Genomic DNA, 18,573 nt, shown 5'->3' with positions numbered 1-18,573 from the left:
GGGGGCCGTTGCCGCAGGACGATTGATCCATGTCCACACCTGGTACTCCTTCGATCGACCCGCGGCTGGTCGCGCAGCTTTCCGGCGACTTCTCGGCGCTCGGGCAGCAGATGCGCCACGTGGGTGAGAACCTCGCGGTCCTGCAGGCGCAGCTCGCGAGCATGCCGCAGCCCCAACCGCAGCCGGTGCCGCAGCCGATGTACCGACCGCCGGTGCCGCAGGCACCCCCGCTCGCCCCGCCGCCCGCACCGGCCGTCCCGTACCGCCCCGTTCCGACGCCCCCTCCCCGGGTAGTTCGCGAACCCTGGTGGCAACGCGACGGGGTGATCAGCCGCGTGCTGGCCGTCGCGGGTGTCGCCGTCACCCTGATCGGTGTCGTGATGCTGCTGGTGCTGGCGGCGCAGGCCGGATTCTTCGGTCCGGAACTGCGCGTCGTGGCGGGCGGGTTGTTCTCGGCCGGTCTCGTCTACACCGGTGCCCGTGTCTTCGGGCGGCCCGGCGGCCGGGTCGGCGGGATCGCGCTCGCGGCAACGGGTATCGCCGGCGCCTACCTCGACGTCGTGGCCGTTGCGGTCGTCTATCACTGGTTGCTGCCGGTGCTCGCGATGGTCGTGGCACTCGGGATCGCGGGAGCCGGTGTCGCACTCGCGGTGAGGTGGGGTTCGCAGCCCCTCGCGCTGCTCGTGGTGACCGGCGCCGCCGTGCTCGCCCCCGTCCTCACCGAGGGCATCACGCTGACCCTCATCGGATTCCTGTTCGTCATCCAGGTCGCCAGCTTCCCCGCGCAACTCGGTCGCGACTGGCTGTACCTGGGGATCGCGCGGACGTGCCCGGTGGTGATCGCGTTGCTGATCGCGATCGCGAGTTCCGGACTGTCCGACCGGCCGGAGAGGTTCTGGCTGCTCGCGTCCGCCGCACTGGTTGCCCTGTGCGGACTCGTCTCGTCGATCATCCTGTTGCGCAGCAATTCTCGTGACGTCACCGCGACCGCGATGATCGTCACCACGGCCGTCCCGACGCTGGTGATCGGCCACCTCTTCGACCGGCTCGGGTCCACGCTCATCGCGCTGGCACTGGCGGCCGCGATGTTCGCCGCGTTCGCGGCGGCGCGGACGTTGCCTCGACACGCACGGTTCGCGCTCGCGGGCGTGGGTACCCTCGCCCTCCTCGAGGCCTGCCTCATCGGATCGAGCGAAGACCTCGCGCCGCTCGTCCTGCTCGGGGTGGCGGCACTGTTCCTCACCATCGGCGGGCAGGCGGACTCGCGGATCGCGTATGCCGTCGGCGCGGTCTTCACCGTCGTCGGCGGGTTCGCCTTCGTGATCACCGCGCCGCCGTTCGTCCTCGTCGACGAGTACAGCGCGCTCGACTCGCTCGGGGTGACCACGGTGCTGTCCTCGCTGGTGCTGGCGGGAACCGTGTTCCTGTTCGTCTGGTACGCGCACACGTTGAAACTGTTGAGCGACACCATCGCCCAGCCGTGGTGGGTGCTTGCCGGGCTGGTGATCCTGTACGCCGTCACCACGGCGACGGTGTCCGCGGGCACGGCGCTCACCGGGACGTCGGCAGGATTCATCGCCGGACACTGCGCCGCGACCATCGCGTGGATGGCGGCGGCGACGGCGGCACTGGTGTTCGGACTTGCCCGCCGCGACTACGCGCACACGGCACTCGGGGTCGGACTGGGATTGACCGCCGCGGCGCTGGCGAAACTGTTCCTGTTCGACCTGGCCACCCTCGACGGCCTGTTCCGCGTCCTCGCGTTCCTCGTGGTCGGACTGCTGTTGCTCCTCGCCGGCACCCGCTACGCGCGTGAATTCGCGGAGCGGGAGGCCGGACGGGGAATGCCGAACGGCTCCGTCAGCGCCGGTTCTGCCGAGCGATGAGTTCGCTGACGCTGACGGCGTTGCCGTCGTCCGCGCGGTGCCTGCCGCTCGAGGCGTCGTCCGGATCGACGGGCGGCTCCTCGACGCTGCGGCGACGCGAGCCGTTGGCCGGCGTTCCGTTGGGAGGTGCGCCGTTGGCCGGAGCTCCGTTGGCAGGTGTGCCGTTGGTGCGCCTGCCGCCGTTCACGGGTTCCGAAGGCTCGGCGGCGCGACGCCTCGACGGGATCGGCGGCACCGGGCGGGCAGGGGACGACTGGGGGGTCTCCTGCTCGTACGGTGCGGGCACCGAACGCGGTGAGCGGGTCGGCAGTGACGGCGCCGACGCACTGGGTCGCGGTTCGGCGGGCGAGGAGATCGGTCGCGGTTCGGCGGCCGATGTGGACCGCAGGTCCGCGAGCCAACTCTCGATGGGACGTGACTCGGTTGCCGGACCCGGGGCGGGGGCCGCCGGACGGGGCTGCGGTGCGGGGGCCGCCGGACGGGGCCGCGGTGCGGGGCGCGACGGCGGTGCGGGGCGCGACTGCGTCGGCGCCGGACGCGGCGGAGCAGGCTGCGGCAGCACGGTGGTCTGCGGTTCCGCGGGCGGAGTGTCCTCGATCTCCTCCGGTGCCCGGGCGGGACGGCCGGTCGCCGACCGGCGGGCCTCGTTCTGCGCCCGGCGCGCCTTCGCGTCGTCCTCGGACATCTTCGCGGCCAGCGCCCGCGCGGTGACCAACGGGATCGGTTCTGTGAGCGGTTCCGGTTTGCGGGGTGCGGGCGGCGCCGCGAGCTTGCGCTGCGGCGGGACGGCACCGATCGGGGTGAGCTCCGGGACGTCGGTAGGCATCAGCTCGTTGTCGAGGATGGGCTCACCGAGACCCGTCTTCTCCTGGATTCGCTTCATCCACGCAGGCGCCCACCAGCAGTCGTCGCCGAGGAGTTTCATCGTGGCGGGCACGAGGAACATACGGATGAGGGTCGCGTCGATGACGAGCGCGGCGATCATGCCGTAGGAGATGTACTTCATCATCACGAGTTCCGAGAATCCGAACGCACCCGTGACGACGATGAGGATGAGCGCGGCCGCGGTGATGATGCGGCCCGTGTGCGCCGTGCCGATGCGGATCGACTCCGTCGTACTCGCCCCCTGCGCCCGTGCCTCGACCATGCGCGAGAGCAGGAACACCTCGTAGTCGGTGGACAGGCCGTAGACGATCGCGATGATCAGCACCAGCACCGGCGACATGATCGGGCCGGGGGTGAAGTTCAACCACTCCGAACCGTGACCGTCGATGAAGATCCACGTCAGGATGCCGAGCGTGGACCCGAGGCCGAGCGCGCTCATCAACGCCGCCTTGATCGGCAGCACCAGCGAGCCGAACGTCAGGAACATCAGCAGCGTCGTCAGGACGAGGACGGAGATCACCATCGTGGGCAGGTGGTCGAGCAGCGCGGCGATACTGTCCTGCTCGATCGCGGGGGTGCCGCCCACCAGCACCTGCACGCCGTCCGGGCTGTCCATGGCCCGCAGATAGTCGATGGTCGGCTTCGACTCGTTGCGGTCGACGAGGCCGGCCTTGAGGACGACCACACCGTCCTTGGCCGCGCCCTCCGGGGTGAAGCGCTCGATCAGCCCCGGCGCGCCGCTGGCTTCCTTGATGATCTGGCCGAGCGCCTTGTTGTCGGCGTCGGACACGACGAGCTTGACCGGTTCGGTGCGCAGGTTCGGGAAGATCTCGTCGAACTGTTCCTGCGCGGCTCGGGTCGAGCTGTCCGGGGGGAGGTAGGTCTCGTTGATGCCACCGAACTTGATGCCCGTCAGCGGCACGATGAGGAGGAGCAGACCCACGACGATCGGGATGGTGACCTTGAGCGGGTTACGCATCACCCAGCGGGTGAGCCGGCCCCAGATGCTCGCCTCGATCTCCTCGGTGTTCTTGGTCTGACGGAAACGGTCGAGGCTGAGGGCGTCGACGCGCTTGCCGAGGATGCCGAGGATCGCGGGCAGGATCGTGACCGACGTCAGCGCCGCCAGGCCGACCGTGGCGATGGCGCCGTAGGCGACGGACTTCAGGAAGCCCTGCGGGAACAGCAGCAGACCGCCGAGGCTGGCGACGATCATCGTCGCCGAGAAGACCACGGTGCGGCCCGAGGTCATCACCGTTCGGCGGACGGCGGAGCGGGTGTCGTACCCCTCCGCCATCTCTTCTCGGAATCGGCTGACGATGAACAACCCGTAGTCGATGGCCAGACCCAGCCCCACGAGGGAGACGACGGGCGCGACGAACGAGTTGACCTCGGTGAAGTTGGTGATCAACCGGACGACCCCGTTGGCCCCGACCACGGTCAGGCCGCCGATGATCAGCGGCAGCGCCGCCGCGACGACACCACCGAACACGAAGAACAGCAGGATGCCGACGGCCGGGATCGCAAGGAGCTCCATTCGCCTGATGTCCGTGGCCATCGTGTCGTTGAGCGCACCCGACACGGGCTGGAGGCCGGCGAGTTGCACGTCGACGCCGTCGATGTAGAACTCGTCCTTGACGTCGCGGAAATTCGCGGTGACCTCGGTGTCGTTGTCGCCGACGATCGCGATGCTCTCGATCGCGTGCTGCTTGTCGGCGTCCGCGGCGGACGCCAGCTGCGGTGCGCTGCCGACCTTGAAGTAACCGCCGTTGATCTTGAGGATCTTGTCCGGGTGTTCCGCGGCCAGCCGCTCGAGGTTCTCGACGACCTTCGCCTGGAACTCGGGGTCCTCGATCGTCTTGCCCTCGGGCGCCGTGTAGAGCGCCACGACGTCGCTGTTGGTGTCGCGACCGAAGGCGCCGTCAGCCAGCTTGGCCGCGGCGACCGACTCCGAGCCCGGATCGTCCCAGCCGCTCTGGCTGAGATGCTTCTCGAGGCCCAGGCCGTACGCGGCCGAACCGAGCAACAAGGCAACCATGATGCCGATGACGGTGAATCGGGCCCGGTAGACGACGCTTCCCCAGCTCGCGAACACTGATCAACTCCTACTCGGCAGCACTCTTCCGCCCGACGAGCAGGGCGGAAAGCGGTCGGAACGGCTGCAACCAGGCACCCTCGTCGGGCAGTGTGTCGAGGCTGACCCGAGGGAGTGGCTCCCGGAACACGCCGGGGATGTCCTCGAGATCGACGAAGTCCAGAAGGTCGGACGCGACCGCCCAGCTGGCGTGCTCGCGGAACCCGAGTATCTGGACCGGAATGCCGGTCGCGGCGATGTCCTCCAACGGTTCGCGAAACGCTTGACCGTCGGCGGAGGCGACCATGACACCGGCCAGCCCCTCGCCGTGACGAAGCGCGATGTGGTCCAGCATGTCGGAATCGACGTCGCTGTCCTCATCGATCTTCGGCTTGGCGAACACCGCGAAGCCCACATTACGCAAGGCTTCGACCCACGGTCTCACGACATCGGCGCTGCCAGCCGCGATGTTGGTGAAGACCGTCGCCTCGGGTTCGAGTGTGTCGGTGCCGGACGCGGACAGTTCCGCGGTCCGGGAGAGCAGCCAGCGGCCGAGCGCGTCGAATCGTGGCCGGTAGGCAGCCGTGGGCCGGCCACCGAGGATGGCGCCGAGACCCATGTCGAGGTTGGGTGCGTCCCAGACGAGAAGGACCCGCTTCTGGTGGCGTCCGTCACGTGCACCCGCCGCGGGAGATCCTGACGACACCGCGGTGCCTGCCGGGACCGCGCCGGCTATGTCGGAGTACTGCTCGCTGACGCTCATGACCTGATCTTCCCCCAAATCAACTCGGTGATCGCACTGCCGACCTGGTGGGCCTTGTCTTCGAACTTCGTCACCGGACGCTCGTGCGTCATCGGCGATTCCCAGTCGAGGGAGGTCAGGAGGGGTTCCGCGTTGCCTGCTTCGGCGATGGCCTCGGCGTACTCGGCATGGTCTGTTGCGACATGCAACACACCGCCGGCCTGCAGGCGGCTCGCGATCAGGGCGAAAGTGGGGGACTGCAACAGGCGCCGCTTGTGATGACGGGCCTTCGGCCACGGGTCCGGGAAGAAGACACGGACTCCGGTGAGCGATTCCGGTTCGATCATGTTCTCCAGGACATCCATCGCGTCGCCGCGCAGGACCCGGATGTTCGGGATCTCGTCCCGTTCGATCTGTTGAAGCAACTGTGCGAGCCCGGGCCGGTAGACCTCGACGGCCATGAGGTTCACGTGGGGTTCGGCCTTCGCCATCGCCGCGGTGGCGGTGCCCGTGCCCGAGCCGATCTCGAGGATCAGAGGGGCGTCGCGGCCGAACCACGACGGCGCATCCAGGCGATTGTCCGAGACGTCCGCGCCGATCCGGGGCCATTGCCGGTCCCACGACTCCTGCTGCGCCGCGGTCAGAGCGCCCCTGCGCGAGCGGAAACTTGTCACCCTCGGGTGGAGACGGGACCCCTTCGAGTCCTTCGTCTGCCCCTCCTCGGGGACGGCGGGTGCATCCTGATCAGCGTGGTTCACCGGACCATTGTCACGCATGAGGGGCATTTCTGGCATACGGGTCTGAAGTTCACCTTGAGACTTTTTCGGTAATCCGGTGCCCAGCCTGCACGGTTGCGCACGCCGATTCGGGGTGAGTCTGACAGAATCGGCGCGGGACGAAGGGGGTGACTGCGTCATGGGCACTGCAGACGCCGGGGGCGGGGAATTGGCGGATCTCGCCGAACGCGTGACGGCACTGGACGGGTTTGCCGGCGACCGTGTGCGCGGTGCCGTGGCCGCGTTCCGGGCGCCGATCAGGGTTCAGACCGCCGGTCGAGCGGGTGTGGGCAGGTCGACCGTGGCCGCGGCGCTGACCGCGAACGGGATCGCCGACGCCGTCGTGGAGGAGTCGGACGCCGTCGACGTGCCCGGCGCACCCGACCCCACACTGGACGGCGACGTCGTGGTCTACGTCCTCGTCGAGTCGGTGCGCGACGCCGACCGGGACGCCGTGCGGACGCTTGATCCGGCGCAGGCTCTATTCGTTCTCAACAAGTCGGACACGTTGGGCGCGTCGCGCGCGGCAGCCGACGCCTGGGCGACGGCGACCGCGCGTGCCGCCGAGTGCTCGGACGAAGGTGGCCTCCCGGCTCTGCCCCTCATCGGAACACTCGCGATCGCAGCAAGGTCTCCGGAGTCCGGAATCGACGCGGTGTCGGCCGCAGTCTCCGGCCGGATCGCACGAACCCGGGCGCGCCGAGCCGAGACCCTGCTGAACACACTGCGGTCGCAGGCGGCGCGGAGCCCGGCGTCCCGCGACGTGCTGGAGCGGTATCTCGCCGGCGACCACGCCGTCGCGCTCGCCGCCTCCGCGGCCCGGCTGCATCTCGCAGACTGCATCGCGGAGGCGCCGGAGCCACCGCGCAGCGCCGCGGACGCCGCCCGGTGCGCCGACTGGTGGCGGGCGCAACTCGCCCGGCAGCCGACGGCCCGCCGGCGCCGCGCGGTCGTCGACGTCCGGCGCCATTACGTTCGCGTCTGGCAGCAGCTGAGCGGCAGCCCCGGAACGTGACGACGCAACAGCTGTCCGATCTCCCTGCGGAGACCGTCGACGTGGTGACGCGGTGGAACCCCGACGGCGTCGCCCGGCTGAAGTCCGGCGAAGCCCCGCAGCGAGGTGTGTTCGTGGCGGGGCCGCGGCGCGCCGGGAAGACCACCCTCGCCGGCGGGCTCCGCGCGCTCGACGCGTCCGCGCTCACATTCGTGGAGGACCCGATCGACGCCCGGGTGGTCCTGATGGTGCTCGACGCCGCGGCACCACTCGGACGGGAGGAGCTGTCCGTCCTCGACGTCGTCGCGCGACCGGCCGTTCCCGTGGTCTTCGCGCTCTCCAAGACCGATGTCCACCGCAACTGGGCAGGGGTGAGCGAACGTAACCGGGCCCTCCTCGCCGGGCATGCGGCACGATTCGCCGACGCGGAGATCCACCCGGTGGCGGCGGGTGGCTCCGGGGTCGAGGCGCTGCTTTCGGCACTCCTGCGTGCCGCCCGAGCCCAGGCCCCCGACCCGCGCTCCGCCACCCTGACCGTGCTCGAGCAGACCCGGCGCATGATCGTGGCCACCGCCCAGTCCGTGCGGGAGACCGAGCCCGGCGCGGAACTGCGCGCCGAGCGGGTTCGCGCGCTGACGCTGCGGGACGGCCGGCGCACCGAACGGGTCGCGCAGCTCCGCGGTCAGGTCCAACTCGCGAAGGTCGAGTTGATGCACGAGGTGGCCGCCCAGTGTCGCGCGGCCGGAACCACTGCACGCGCCGAGATCGACCGCGCCGGCCGCGGGACTCTTGCGGGCTACCCCGACCGGCTGGCCGAGATGGTGCGCGAGAAAAGCGGTGCGGTCGATGCCGCGGTGACCGCGCGCCTCGACGACCTGCGGTCGCGGGTCGGCGTCACCGTGTCCGCGCCCGAGACCGCCGTTCCGTTGCCGGAGCCGGTTGTGCCGGACGGACCCGAACCGCGACACCGCGGACTCGAAGACCGGATGACGATCCTGATCGGTGCGTCCGCCGGGCTCGGACTGGGCAGACTGGTGGTCTCGCCGTTGTCGATGGTGCCCGCGCTCGACATCGCGACCATCCCGCTGACCCTCGCGCTGGGGGCCGTCGCGGCGTGGTGGCTGACGCGGGCGCGCGGGCACGTCGCCGAGCGTGCCCACGTGCGGCAGTGGGCCACCGAGGCGTTGGTGCACGTGCGGTCCCAGTGGGAGCAGTTCGTCCTCGGCCGGTTGCTGGCGGCCGAAGCTCAGGTGAGCGAGGCGATCATCGCCGAGAGCCGGGTCTGCGCCCGGGACGTGGACGAGCGGGTCGCGCAGATCGACGTCGAACTCCGGCGCCTGGTCGCGAGGCGCAACGGTCAGCTGTCGTCCTGCGAACGCGACCTCGGGGCCGTCGATCGTGGGCTGCAGGAGGTCCGCCTGCAGTTTGGGGAACCGAATCGCCGCGTCGAACGTCTGAATACATAGGTGTCTGACCGATGTTCGCCCGCTTTCGTGTGGGATCGTGTTGATATGTCTTGATTTGTGCGGGAAACTGGTCCGAAATGCGAAGGGAGACCGCGGTGGCGACGACTGAGAGTTTTCTGGTCCCGGACGTGCCGGACCTCGATCCGAACACTTTCGGTCCCGATTCCGGCGCGGTCGCGCTCACCGATCCGACCCACGACATCGATGGAGACGGCGTCCTGGACACGCAGACCTTCGACGCAGGCGACGCCGTCGTCATCGCCTCCGACCTCGACTCGGACGGCGACGCAGACCATCTGACGATGATCCACGAGGACGGCGCGTACGCGTCCTGGGAGTTTCGCCGCGACGGCGACGGCGTCGTGCACTGGCAGCAGACCGATGGTGGGACTCTCGGTAACGGCTGAACACCTCCGAAATCCGCACTCCAGACCCGGGAAAGGCCCCTGGCAGCGCTACTGAATCGTTTCTGTGACCATTCCAACCGCACCCGATTCCCCGAGATGGGACTCGCGGCGTTAACCTCTAGGGATAGGACACCCGGCGCCCGCGTCTTCCATGTGGCATGGACGGCCTGGCTGGACCCCGCCGAGAGGGGAAATCGGACCGTCTGGCACTCGCTGCGAGGTTCTCTCAGCGGACGGCAGATGGTCCGGTTCCGGCTCACCCCAGGAGAGTTTGATGACCTCAGCGACCATTCCCGGTCTGAACGGAACTGACGGCACGCCCCCCACGGAGCACAGTGAGCTGCTCGCCTGGGTTCGAGAGGTTGCCGAACTCACTCAGCCCGACCGCGTCGTCTTCGCCGACGGCTCGGACGCAGAATGGGATCGACTGACCGAGCAGCTCGTCGAGGCCGGTACGTTCACGCGACTCAACGACGAGAAGAAGCCGAATTCGTTCGTCGGCAACTCGGACCCGTCGGACGTCGCACGCGTCGAGTCCCGCACCTACATCTGCTCGCGTGAAGAAATCGACGCCGGGCCCACCAACAACTGGATGGACCCGACCGAGATGCGGTCGCTCATGACCGACCTCTACCGCGGCAGCATGCGCGGACGCACCATGTACGTGGTGCCGTTCTGCATGGGCCCCCTCGGTGCCGACGACCCGAAGCTGGGTGTCGAGATCACCGACTCCGAGTACGTCGTCGTGTCCATGCGCATCATGACGCGCATGGGTACCGCCGCGATGGAGAAGCTCGGCACCGACAAGCCGTTCGTGAAGGCGCTGCACTCGGTCGGCGCACCTCTCGAAGAGGGCCAGGCGGACGTCCCGTGGCCGTGCAACGACACCAAGTACATCACCCACTTCCCCGAGGATCGCGAGATCTGGAGCTACGGTTCCGGCTACGGCGGAAACGCCCTCCTCGGCAAGAAGTGCTACTCGCTGCGCATCGCGTCGGCGATGGCCCACGACGAGGGCTGGCTGGCCGAGCACATGCTGATCCTCAAGCTGATCTCCCCGGAGGACAAGCCGTACTACATCGCGGCCGCGTTCCCGAGCGCCTGCGGCAAGACCAACCTCGCGATGATCCAGCCGACCATCCCCGGATGGCGCGCCGAGACCCTCGGCGACGACATCGCGTGGATGCGCTTCGGTGAGGACGGCCGCCTGTACGCCGTCAACCCGGAGTACGGCTTCTTCGGTGTCGCGCCGGGCACGAACTACGGGTCGAACCCGAACGCGATGAAGACGCTCGAGGCCGGCAACTCGCTGTACACGAACGTCGCGCAGACCGACGACGGCGACGTCTGGTGGGAGGGACTCGAGGGCGACCCGCAGCACCTCACCGACTGGAAGGGCAACGAGTGGACGCCCGAGTCGGGCGAGAAGGCCGCGCACCCCAACTCGCGCTACTGCACCCCGATGTCGCAGTGCCCGATCCTCGCTCCCGAGTGGGACGACCCGCAGGGTGTTCCGATCTCCGCGATTCTGTTCGGTGGACGCCGTAAGACCACGGTTCCGCTGGTCAGCGAGTCCTTCGACTGGCAGCACGGCACGTTCCTCGGTGCGACGCTGTCGTCCGAGCAGACCGCGGCCGCCGAGGGTGCCGTCGGCACCGTCCGCCGCGACCCGATGGCCATGATCCCGTTCATCGGCTACAACGCCGGCGACTACCTGAACCACTGGATCAACCTCGGCAAGCACGCGGATTCCGAGAAGCTGCCGAAGATCTTCTACGTCAACTGGTTCCGTCGCGGCGACGACGGCCGCTTCCTGTGGCCCGGTTTCGGCGAGAACTCCCGCGTGCTGAAGTGGATCGTCGACCGCATCGAGCACAAGGCCGGCGCCGAGTCCACCCCGATCGGATTCGTTCCGACCGCAGCCGATCTGGAGCTGGGCGGCCTGGACGTCAACGCCGACGATGTCGACGAGGCCCTGAAGGTCGACGTCGACGAGTGGAAGCAGGAGCTGCCGCTCATCGAGGAATGGTTCGAGTTCCTCGGCGAGAAGGTTCCCTCCGGTATCCGTGACGAGTTCGAGGCCCTGAAGCAGCGCCTGAGCTAGTCCCTCCCCGGTGACCGAATGTCACAGTGGTTCAGTTCGACTGAACCACTGTGACATTCGTCGTTTCAGGGGAGATGTCTGCAGTAAACGCATACCATTCGGTTTGTAAAGCCTCGATTCTCGAAGCTCGCACCCGACGAAAGGATTGCAGATGCAGACAGGGACCACCAGGGGCATGAAACGACTCGCCGGAGGTGCCGCACTCGCTGCCGCAGCCGCCGCCACCGTAGCCATGACCATGCCGGCGACCGCTTCCGCAGCACCGGAAGTCCAGCCTCCCACCGTGGTGACCGCGGTCGACGGAAACACCCTCGGCATCACCGTCACCAACCCCAACGTCCTGAATCTGCTGGACGCCCAGTCCTGCGGTGCGGTGGCATTCGACGCCACCAAGCTGCCCGCCGTGCTCGCCGATCCCACCGTCGTTCTCGAACCGGGATTCGTCGCGTGGGCCACCAACCCGATCGAGCGCGTCGTCGCGAACGCGGCAGGCAACGCGGTCAAGACGTTCACCACACCGGAACTTCCGGACGGCGCGTACGCGGTCCTCGGCGAATGCCTGTCGCTGACCACCGTCGCCAACCCTCAGACCACGCTGCCGCAGATCGTCCTGGTCGGCGGCCCGCTGGGTGGGGTCCAGTTCGGCAGCTAGCTAGACCCGCAGAACCGGCGGCGAGCCGGCGATCTCACACCGTGATCGTCGGCTCGTCCTCTGTCGACAGGGTGAGTATCGCGCGGACCACGTGGGAGTTCCGTTCCAGCCGGGCCTCGAGGTCGCGGAGGGTGTGGGCGACACGAGACTCCGCGTAGTCGCCGACGAGGTCGACACTCGCCACCAGGTACGCCTGCCGCGGTCCCAGGTACTCCATGCGGAGAAACGTCACCCGGTCGACCTCGGGCAGCGCCTCGAGGGCCTCGATGCCGGCCTGGCGCAGGGCAGGAGACGCCTCCTCGCCGATCAGGAATCGGCGATTGCGGTCGATCAGGATCAGCGCGATGACCCCGAGCAGGATCCCGACCAGGATGGAGCCTATTGCGTCGGGGATCGCCGATCCCGTGATCTGGTGCAGCAGAACGCCCAGGAACGCGATGACCAAACCGATGAGCGCCGCGGCGTCCTCCGCGAACACGGCGCGCGTGGTGGGGTCCGACGTGCGCAGCGCGTGGGCCAGGACGTCGCGGTCGATGGCGACGGCCTCGGCGCGCAACTGCCGGTACGCCTGTTGGAACGAGATGGACTCGAGCACGAACGAGACACCGAGCACGACATATGCGACGGCGAAGTTCGTGGCAGGCTCGGCGTGCACGAGTTCCTGGATGCCGTGCGTGACGGACACCCCCGCACCCAGGGCGAACAGCCCGAGCGCCGCGAACATCGACCACACGTAGGCTTCCCGCCCGTATCCGAGCGGATGGATGCGGTCCGGTGAGCGCTTGGCCCGGGAATTGGCGATCAGGAGCAGGATCTCGTTGCCCGAGTCGGCCCACGAGTGCGCGGCCTCCGCCACCATCGACGCCGAGCCGGTGACCACGGCGGCGACGGTCTTGGCCAGTGCGATCAGTATGTTCGCGCCGAACGCGAGAACGACGGTGAGTGCACTCTCGCCTTCGGCGTCTCGGGTGGCGTCCGGAGTCGATGCGGTCACCCGATCACGCTAACGCCTGTGCGTGGTTGAGGGGTCCAGAGACTCGCCAACCACGCACGGGCGGCGAAGCCGCCTACCCCGTGTAACCGGGCGGCATGAGGACGGACTTGGTCTCGCAGAACGCCTCGAGCCCCTCCGGTCCGTTCTCGCGACCGATCCCGGAGGCCTTGTAGCCGCCGAACGGTGAGCCGGGGTCGAACGCGTACCAGTTGATGGCGTACGTGCCGGTGCGGATCTGCTTCGCGACGGCGAGACCGTGGTCGATGTCGGTGGTGTATACCGAGCCGGCGAGTCCGTAGTCGGAGTCGTTGGCGATCTTGATCGCCTCGTCCTCGGAGTCGTAGGGAATCACGGACAGGACGGGTCCGAAGATCTCCTCGCGGGCGATCGTCATCGAGTTGTCGACGTCCGCGAAGATCGTCGGCTCCACGTACCAGCCCTTGTCGAGGCCTTCCGGACGGCCACCACCGAGCACCACGCGGGCACCCTGTTCCTTGCCCTTGGCGATGTAGCCCTCGACGCGGTCGCGCTGCTTCTCGGAGATCAGGGGCCCGAGTTGCGCGGCGGGGTCGGACGGATCACCGACGGTCATGAATCCGGCACCCGCCACGAGGGCGTCCAGGACCTCGTCGTAGCGGGACCGCGGGGCGAGGATCCGGGTCTGCGCGACGCACGCCTGACCGGTGTTCATGAGCCCGGACATCACCAGCATCGGCATGGTGGACGCGAGGTCGGCGTCCTCGAGGATGATGGCCGCCGACTTGCCGCCCAATTCGAGGGAGCAGCGCTTGAGGTTCTGCGCGGCGATGGCCCCGATCTTGCGGCCGACGGGACTGCTGCCGGTGAACGTGATCTTGTCGATCCCGGGATGCGACACCAGGTATTCACCGGTTTCGGCGCCGCCGGGCAGAACGGAGATGACGCCCTCGGGAACCCCCGCCTCGGCGAAGATCTCGGCGAGAAGGTGTGTGGAGAGCGGAGATTCGGGTGCCGGTTTCAGCAGGACTGTGCAGCCCGCGAGCAGCGCCGGGGACAGCTTGTTGACCGCCAGGAACAGTGGAACGTTCCACGCGAGGACCGCGGCAACCACACCGACGGGCTCCCGCAGCACCTTCGTCTGCCCGAACGCACCGGTGCGGGTCTGCTCCCACTCGAACTCGTTCGCGAGTCCGGCGTAGAAGTTGAGGGTCGCGAGCGACGGCGTCTGCTGCATCATCCCGACCATCGCGGGCGGCTGACCCATCTCGGACGAGATCAGCGCGTTGAGGGCGTCGCCGCGCTCCTCGATGAGTTTCGCCGCCTTCGCGAGGATCTCCCCGCGCTCGGCGGGAGTCGTCTGCGGCCACGGACCTTCGTCGAAGGCCCGCCGGGCCACGGCGACGGCGTCGTCGATCTCGGCCGGCGACGCGACGGGACAGCTGCCGACGCGTTCCTCGGTTGCCGGAGAGAACACTTCGAGCACCTGATCGGTGGCCGGGGCCACCCACTTGCCGCCGATGTAGAGCTTGTCGTAGTCGGTCATGAGTCCATTCCTCGTGTCGTTCCCCCCGGTCAGGAGGCGGTGTCGGTGAAACTGTCGAATCCGTACCGTGCGTGTGGGCCGATCGCCGCGACCTCGAACAGCCCGGTCCCGACGACCGTCTCGCCGTCGTCCTCGAGCCGGAAGCGGGTGAGATTGTCGACGGGGCAGAACATCCGGAGTCCCGGTTCGATCTCGGACGCTCGTTTGCGCAGTCCCTGCACCACGAGTTCGCCCTGCCACATGCCGTGACGCCAATCGGCTTCGAGGCCGTACCCCGTGCCGATACCGATGTAGTTGGGAACCAGCAGGTCGCAGGTGACGGTGACGACCTCGCCGGTCGGGCGGTGGAAACTCAGCGACGCCGACGTGACGTCCCGCGTCCCCGGTTCGAACTTCAGCTCGTGTTCGGGTCGGCCCAGCCATTCGGGTTCGCGGTCGGCGTCCGGCCAGATGCGGACGGCTTCCTCGACGATGCGCCTGCCGAGTTCGTCCTCCTGCAGGACGACGGAGACGGAGTAGTCCTCGAACTGCATCACCGAGTAGATCCAGAAGAAGTTCTGGATCCCGTCGACCGCCCGCCGTCCGGGGGGCTCGGACTCGCCGACCGGGCGCACTCCCCACGACCGGTCGCGGTTGCCGCGCCAGGTGTCGGGGGTGACGGGGCGGCTCTGCCCGACGATCGTGAGTTCGCCTGCCCAGGTGCCGGTCTGGACGAAGCGGCTCGTGTCGAACGTGACGCGCTCGAGTTGCCTGCGGAAGTGGCGGGGCTCCAGCGTCGCGGGGATCGCGCCGTCGAAGGTGAGGTCGAAGGAGAGGTCGTAGTCGCCGGGCTCGAGCACGACGCGCAGGCGTTGCAGACCCTCGAGGACCTCGACGCGGAACGGTCCGACGGTGCTGTCGGAGCGGTCGTGACCCAGGGCCGCCGACCCGCGGACGACGATGTGGTCGTCGCCGCGGCGGAGCACCGCGAACGCGTCCGTCACGCCGAGGTTGGGGTACTGCCCGAGACCGATGATGAGGAAGAGGTCGGACTCGGCCGACGGATAGCAGTTGAAGTAGTAGCGGTCGTAGAAGTTGCGGTCGGACGTGGCGACGCGCCGAATCGGTTCGGCCACCTGATGAATGGGGTAGTCGTCCATCGGGGAGAGCGGGTTTCCGGCGTAGTCGGCGGTCATCGGATCTTCTCCCAGTACGTGCCGTCGAGCATCGCCTCGAGCGACGCGCGGTGCATGATCATGTCGTCCGGATCCTCCGGAGCGACGGCCTGCCCGAAGTGGATGGCGCGCTCCTGGATCCGCAGCATGATGGTGGCCTGCCGCAGCGCCGCGTAGGCGGTGTAGTACTCGAGATCGCGGGGCGTGTGGCCCGTCAGTTCCTCGTAGAGGGCGGCGAGGTCTTCGAGTCGCAGGAAGTCGGGCATCCCGTCGAGCCCGGCCGACGCGGCGATGTCCTCGAAGAACCGGTGCAGGTACGTCATCCAGCCCAGGTCGAGTTCGCGGGGCCCGAGTGCGGCCATCTCCCAGTCGAGTACGGCCACGGGCCGGAAGTCCTCGAACATCATGTTGCCGATCCGGGCGTCGCCCCAGCAGAACACGGCGGGGGAGGGGTCGTCCGGGAGATTGTCTTCCATCCATGCGAAACCGCGTTCGATCAACGGGGACCGGGGACCGGACTGCGTCGTCCACTCGTAGTACTCGCGTTGCTGCCGGATGTGCGCGGCGAGCGCCTCGGTGACGGTGGGACCCGAGCCGGGCAGTCGCAGGAACGCGAACCGCTCCCACGGCCGGTCGATGTCGTGCAGTTGCGCAAGCACATTCACCGCGCTGTGCTGCAGCAGCGCGCGCTGCTCCTCGGTCGCCTCCGTCACCCACGACCCGAAGTTGTAGGGCATCACGTCCGGCGGGACCTGCCCGGAGACGCGGGCCATGACGAAGAACGGGGCGCCCAGCGGACCGGGATCGGATTCGGACCAGTAGACGACCGGGACCGGGACGGCGGAGTGCTCCCGGACCTGCGCCATCACCTGGAACTGTCCGTCGAGGTCGTACTCCGGGAAGACGGGCATCGTCGTGTCGGCGGGCGCGACCCGCGCGACCAGCGGGTGAACCTCGCCGGACCAGGCGGCGTCGAAGAGGATCGTCTCGCTCGACATGCCGTTCGCGTCGGGGAGATGGACGTGCGTGACCTCGGGTGCGGCGTCGGCGGGCAACTGGGCGGCGAGCCAGCGGTGCAGCGCGTCTCGCAGCACCTCCGGATCACGGCGGGAATCAGTGGGCCGGGCGACTTCGGACGAGTGATCGGAGTCGTCGGCGGATCGGGCAGTGCTCGTGCTCACGGTCACCTCCTCTCCTGAACGTGGTGTGACCCTGAACACTAGAACACGTTACAGAATTTCGGAACAGGTGAGGAGATCCCGCTGTGTCAGCCCTCGCCGACGGCCAGGACTCCCGCCCCGACGAGCGTTCCGGAGGCGCCGAGTTCCGCCGGGACCACCCGCAGACCCGCGACGAACGACAACCGGGCGTGCCGGGCGGCGGCCGTGCGCATCGGCTCCCACAACGCGGGCCCGGCCTGCGCGAATCCACCACCGATCACCGCGAGGTCGACGTCGAGGAGGGCTGCGGCGGACGCGATTGCCTGCCCCAGTGCGGTCCCTGCGCGGTCGAGGGCGGCCACGGCGACGTCGTCACCGTCCGCGGCGGCCCCCGCCAGCGCGACGCCCGTCGTCCCGCGCCATCCCTGGGACCGGGCCCAGCGCACGGACGACGGTCCGCTCGCCACCGTCTCCAGGCACCCCACCCCGCCGCACGTGCACGGCTCGGTTCCGCCAGGGACCACCAGGTGACCGATGTGTCCCGCGTTGCCGGTCCGGCCGGTGGCGATGCGGCCGCCGAGGACAACTCCGCCGCCGATGCCGGTGGACACGACGAGGCTCAGCAGGTCGGGGACACCGCGCCCGGCACCGTGGTGGTGCTCGCCGAGAGCGGCGGCGGCGCCGTCCATCGCCAGCCTCGCAGGGACGCCGGGAAAAAGTTCGTGCACGAGGCCGACCAGGCCGAACCCGCCCGCCCACTCGTCGATGTTGATGGGTGACGCGGTGCCGGCGACCGTGTCGACCGGTCCCGCGCAGGCGATGCCGACCGACGTGATTTTCGCCGCTCCCGCGACCTCCCGCAGCAGGGCGGCGCACGCGTCCGCGACTCCGGTCGCCGGCGTCGGGGTGGTCGCCGGGTGGGGCACCGTGCCGTCCGCGTCGACGATCCCGGCAGCCATCTTGGTGCCGCCGATGTCCAGAGCCAGCGCGACCACGGTCAGTGCTTCCGCATCACGAGAACGAGGTTGCTCACCAGGAACTCCCGCAGTCCGGGGACCCGCACCATCCACCACGCCCAGCGCGGGTGGTAGCGGGGGAAGGCCGCCAGGAAGTCCGCGTCCGGGGCCCGCCGGGCCCACCGAAGCCCGTCGGCCGCACCCACTTTGAACAGGGAGACGCCGTACCGGTTCTTGGGTTCGCGGCCGTTCTTGCGCAGGTAGCGGCGGGCGGCGTACTCACCGCCCAGCGCGTGCCACGGCCCGGTCTCGTGGCCGCCGAACGGGCCCCACCACAACGTGTAGGACAGCACGATCAGGCCGCCGGGTTTCGTCACCCGGACCATCTCGTCCGCCATTGCCCACGGTTCGCTGACGTGCTCGGCGACGTTGGAGGAGAAGCAGATGTCCACCGAGGACGTCCGGAACGGCAGCGCCAACCCCGACCCGCGCACCGCGCCGCCCACGGCGAGGCCCGCGGCATGCATCTCCGACGGATCCGGCTCCACCGGGACGTACCGGGCGCCGGCCTGCTGGAACACGTCCGCGAAGTAACCGGGTCCGCCGCCGACGTCCAGGACCGTCGTCCCCGTGAGATCCGATTCGGTCAGACCGCCGTACAGGTCGCCGATCAGCTCGACGGAGTCGCGGGCGAGGGCGCCGTAGAACAGGTCGGGTGCGGTCTGTTCGTGCCGGAAGTCGCTGAGCAGGCCGAACGACCGCTTCAGGGTTGCCCGTCGACCGAATCGCCGGGTCACGGGA

The 18,573-nt window shown here is 68.9% G+C and carries 15 protein-coding genes; 6 read left to right on the top strand and 9 right to left on the bottom strand.

Annotated elements, in window-relative coordinates:
* Nucleotides 1-29 precede the first annotated feature (29 nt).
* Nucleotides 30-1,886, top strand: coding sequence for a DUF2339 domain-containing protein (locus WKC72_RS34650; RefSeq protein ID WP_370181050.1), 1,857 nt, complete (start codon nucleotides 30-32; stop codon nucleotides 1,884-1,886).
* Here WKC72_RS34650 and WKC72_RS34645 read toward each other — a convergent pair.
* The 3 genes from WKC72_RS34645 to trmB are packed head-to-tail and all read right to left on the bottom strand — an operon-like array spanning nucleotide 1,861 to nucleotide 6,381.
* Nucleotides 1,861-4,866 (bottom strand): MMPL family transporter, encoded by a 3,006-nt coding sequence (locus tag WKC72_RS34645; RefSeq protein ID WP_370181049.1) that lies wholly within the window; start codon nucleotides 4,864-4,866, stop codon nucleotides 1,861-1,863. The two genes, WKC72_RS34650 and WKC72_RS34645, sit on opposite strands and share 26 nt — an antisense overlap.
* 10 nt (nucleotides 4,867-4,876) lie before the next feature.
* Nucleotides 4,877-5,608, bottom strand: a complete 732-nt coding sequence (locus WKC72_RS34640) for an NYN domain-containing protein (protein ID WP_112301029.1) — start codon at nucleotides 5,606-5,608, stop codon at nucleotides 4,877-4,879.
* On the bottom strand, nucleotides 5,605-6,381 hold the full coding sequence (gene trmB, locus WKC72_RS34635) for a tRNA (guanosine(46)-N7)-methyltransferase TrmB (protein ID WP_174233853.1): 777 nt from the start codon (nucleotides 6,379-6,381) through the stop codon (nucleotides 5,605-5,607). The genes WKC72_RS34640 and trmB overlap by 4 nt, the downstream gene beginning before the upstream one ends.
* 121 nt (nucleotides 6,382-6,502) lie before the next feature.
* Here trmB and WKC72_RS34630 point away from each other — a divergent pair, with 121 nt between their 5' ends.
* The 5 genes from WKC72_RS34630 to WKC72_RS34610 all read left to right on the top strand — a co-directional run bounded on the left by WKC72_RS34630 (nucleotide 6,503) and on the right by WKC72_RS34610 (nucleotide 11,986).
* On the top strand, nucleotides 6,503-7,378 hold the full coding sequence (locus tag WKC72_RS34630) for a hypothetical protein (protein WP_370181048.1): 876 nt from the start codon (nucleotides 6,503-6,505) through the stop codon (nucleotides 7,376-7,378).
* Nucleotides 7,375-8,823, top strand: a complete 1,449-nt coding sequence (locus tag WKC72_RS34625) for a hypothetical protein (RefSeq protein WP_370181047.1) — start codon at nucleotides 7,375-7,377, stop codon at nucleotides 8,821-8,823. Before WKC72_RS34630 ends, WKC72_RS34625 begins: the two co-directional genes overlap by 4 nt.
* A 95-nt stretch (nucleotides 8,824-8,918) precedes the next feature.
* A complete protein-coding gene (locus WKC72_RS34620; RefSeq protein WP_081792402.1) occupies nucleotides 8,919-9,230 on the top strand; it encodes a DUF6802 family protein in 312 nt (103 codons plus the stop codon).
* Nucleotides 9,231-9,504: 274 nt separating this feature from the next.
* Complete coding sequence (locus WKC72_RS34615) at nucleotides 9,505-11,334, top strand: phosphoenolpyruvate carboxykinase (GTP) (RefSeq protein WP_037232979.1); 1,830 nt, start codon at nucleotides 9,505-9,507, stop codon at nucleotides 11,332-11,334.
* Between the two features lie 151 nt (nucleotides 11,335-11,485).
* Nucleotides 11,486-11,986 carry a hypothetical protein gene (locus WKC72_RS34610; RefSeq protein ID WP_037232982.1) on the top strand — a complete coding sequence of 167 codons (501 nt, stop codon included), beginning with the start codon at nucleotides 11,486-11,488 and terminating at the stop codon, nucleotides 11,984-11,986.
* Between the two features lie 34 nt (nucleotides 11,987-12,020).
* Here the strand turns inward: WKC72_RS34610 and WKC72_RS34605 are convergent, their stop codons facing one another.
* The 6 genes from WKC72_RS34605 to WKC72_RS34580 form a co-directional block, all read right to left on the bottom strand.
* The gene (locus tag WKC72_RS34605) at nucleotides 12,021-12,980 is read right to left on the bottom strand and encodes a cation diffusion facilitator family transporter (RefSeq protein ID WP_370181046.1); all 960 of its coding nucleotides are present in this window, start codon (nucleotides 12,978-12,980) and stop codon (nucleotides 12,021-12,023) included.
* A gap of 73 nt (nucleotides 12,981-13,053) precedes the next feature.
* Nucleotides 13,054-14,502: an aldehyde dehydrogenase gene (locus WKC72_RS34600; RefSeq protein WP_370181045.1), complete on the bottom strand. Its 1,449-nt coding sequence runs from the start codon at nucleotides 14,500-14,502 to the stop codon at nucleotides 13,054-13,056.
* Nucleotides 14,503-14,531: 29 nt separating this feature from the next.
* On the bottom strand, nucleotides 14,532-15,677 hold the full coding sequence (locus tag WKC72_RS34595; RefSeq protein ID WP_370181044.1) for a hypothetical protein: 1,146 nt from the start codon (nucleotides 15,675-15,677) through the stop codon (nucleotides 14,532-14,534).
* The gene (locus WKC72_RS34590) at nucleotides 15,674-16,843 is read right to left on the bottom strand and encodes a phosphotransferase family protein (protein ID WP_370181043.1); all 1,170 of its coding nucleotides are present in this window, start codon (nucleotides 16,841-16,843) and stop codon (nucleotides 15,674-15,676) included. The genes WKC72_RS34595 and WKC72_RS34590 overlap by 4 nt, the downstream gene beginning before the upstream one ends.
* Nucleotides 16,844-16,923: 80 nt before the next feature.
* Nucleotides 16,924-17,811 carry an ROK family protein gene (locus tag WKC72_RS34585; RefSeq protein WP_370181042.1) on the bottom strand — a complete coding sequence of 296 codons (888 nt, stop codon included), beginning with the start codon at nucleotides 17,809-17,811 and terminating at the stop codon, nucleotides 16,924-16,926.
* A gap of 2 nt (nucleotides 17,812-17,813) precedes the next feature.
* A complete protein-coding gene (locus tag WKC72_RS34580; protein WP_112301022.1) occupies nucleotides 17,814-18,569 on the bottom strand; it encodes a class I SAM-dependent methyltransferase in 756 nt (251 codons plus the stop codon).
* Between the last annotated feature and the right edge of the window lie 4 nt (nucleotides 18,570-18,573).

Source organism: Rhodococcus wratislaviensis (assembly GCF_041228765.1).
GTDB lineage: Bacteria > Actinomycetota > Actinomycetes > Mycobacteriales > Mycobacteriaceae > Rhodococcus_F > Rhodococcus_F wratislaviensis.
This window is presented reverse-complemented; position numbering and strand designations above follow the sequence as displayed.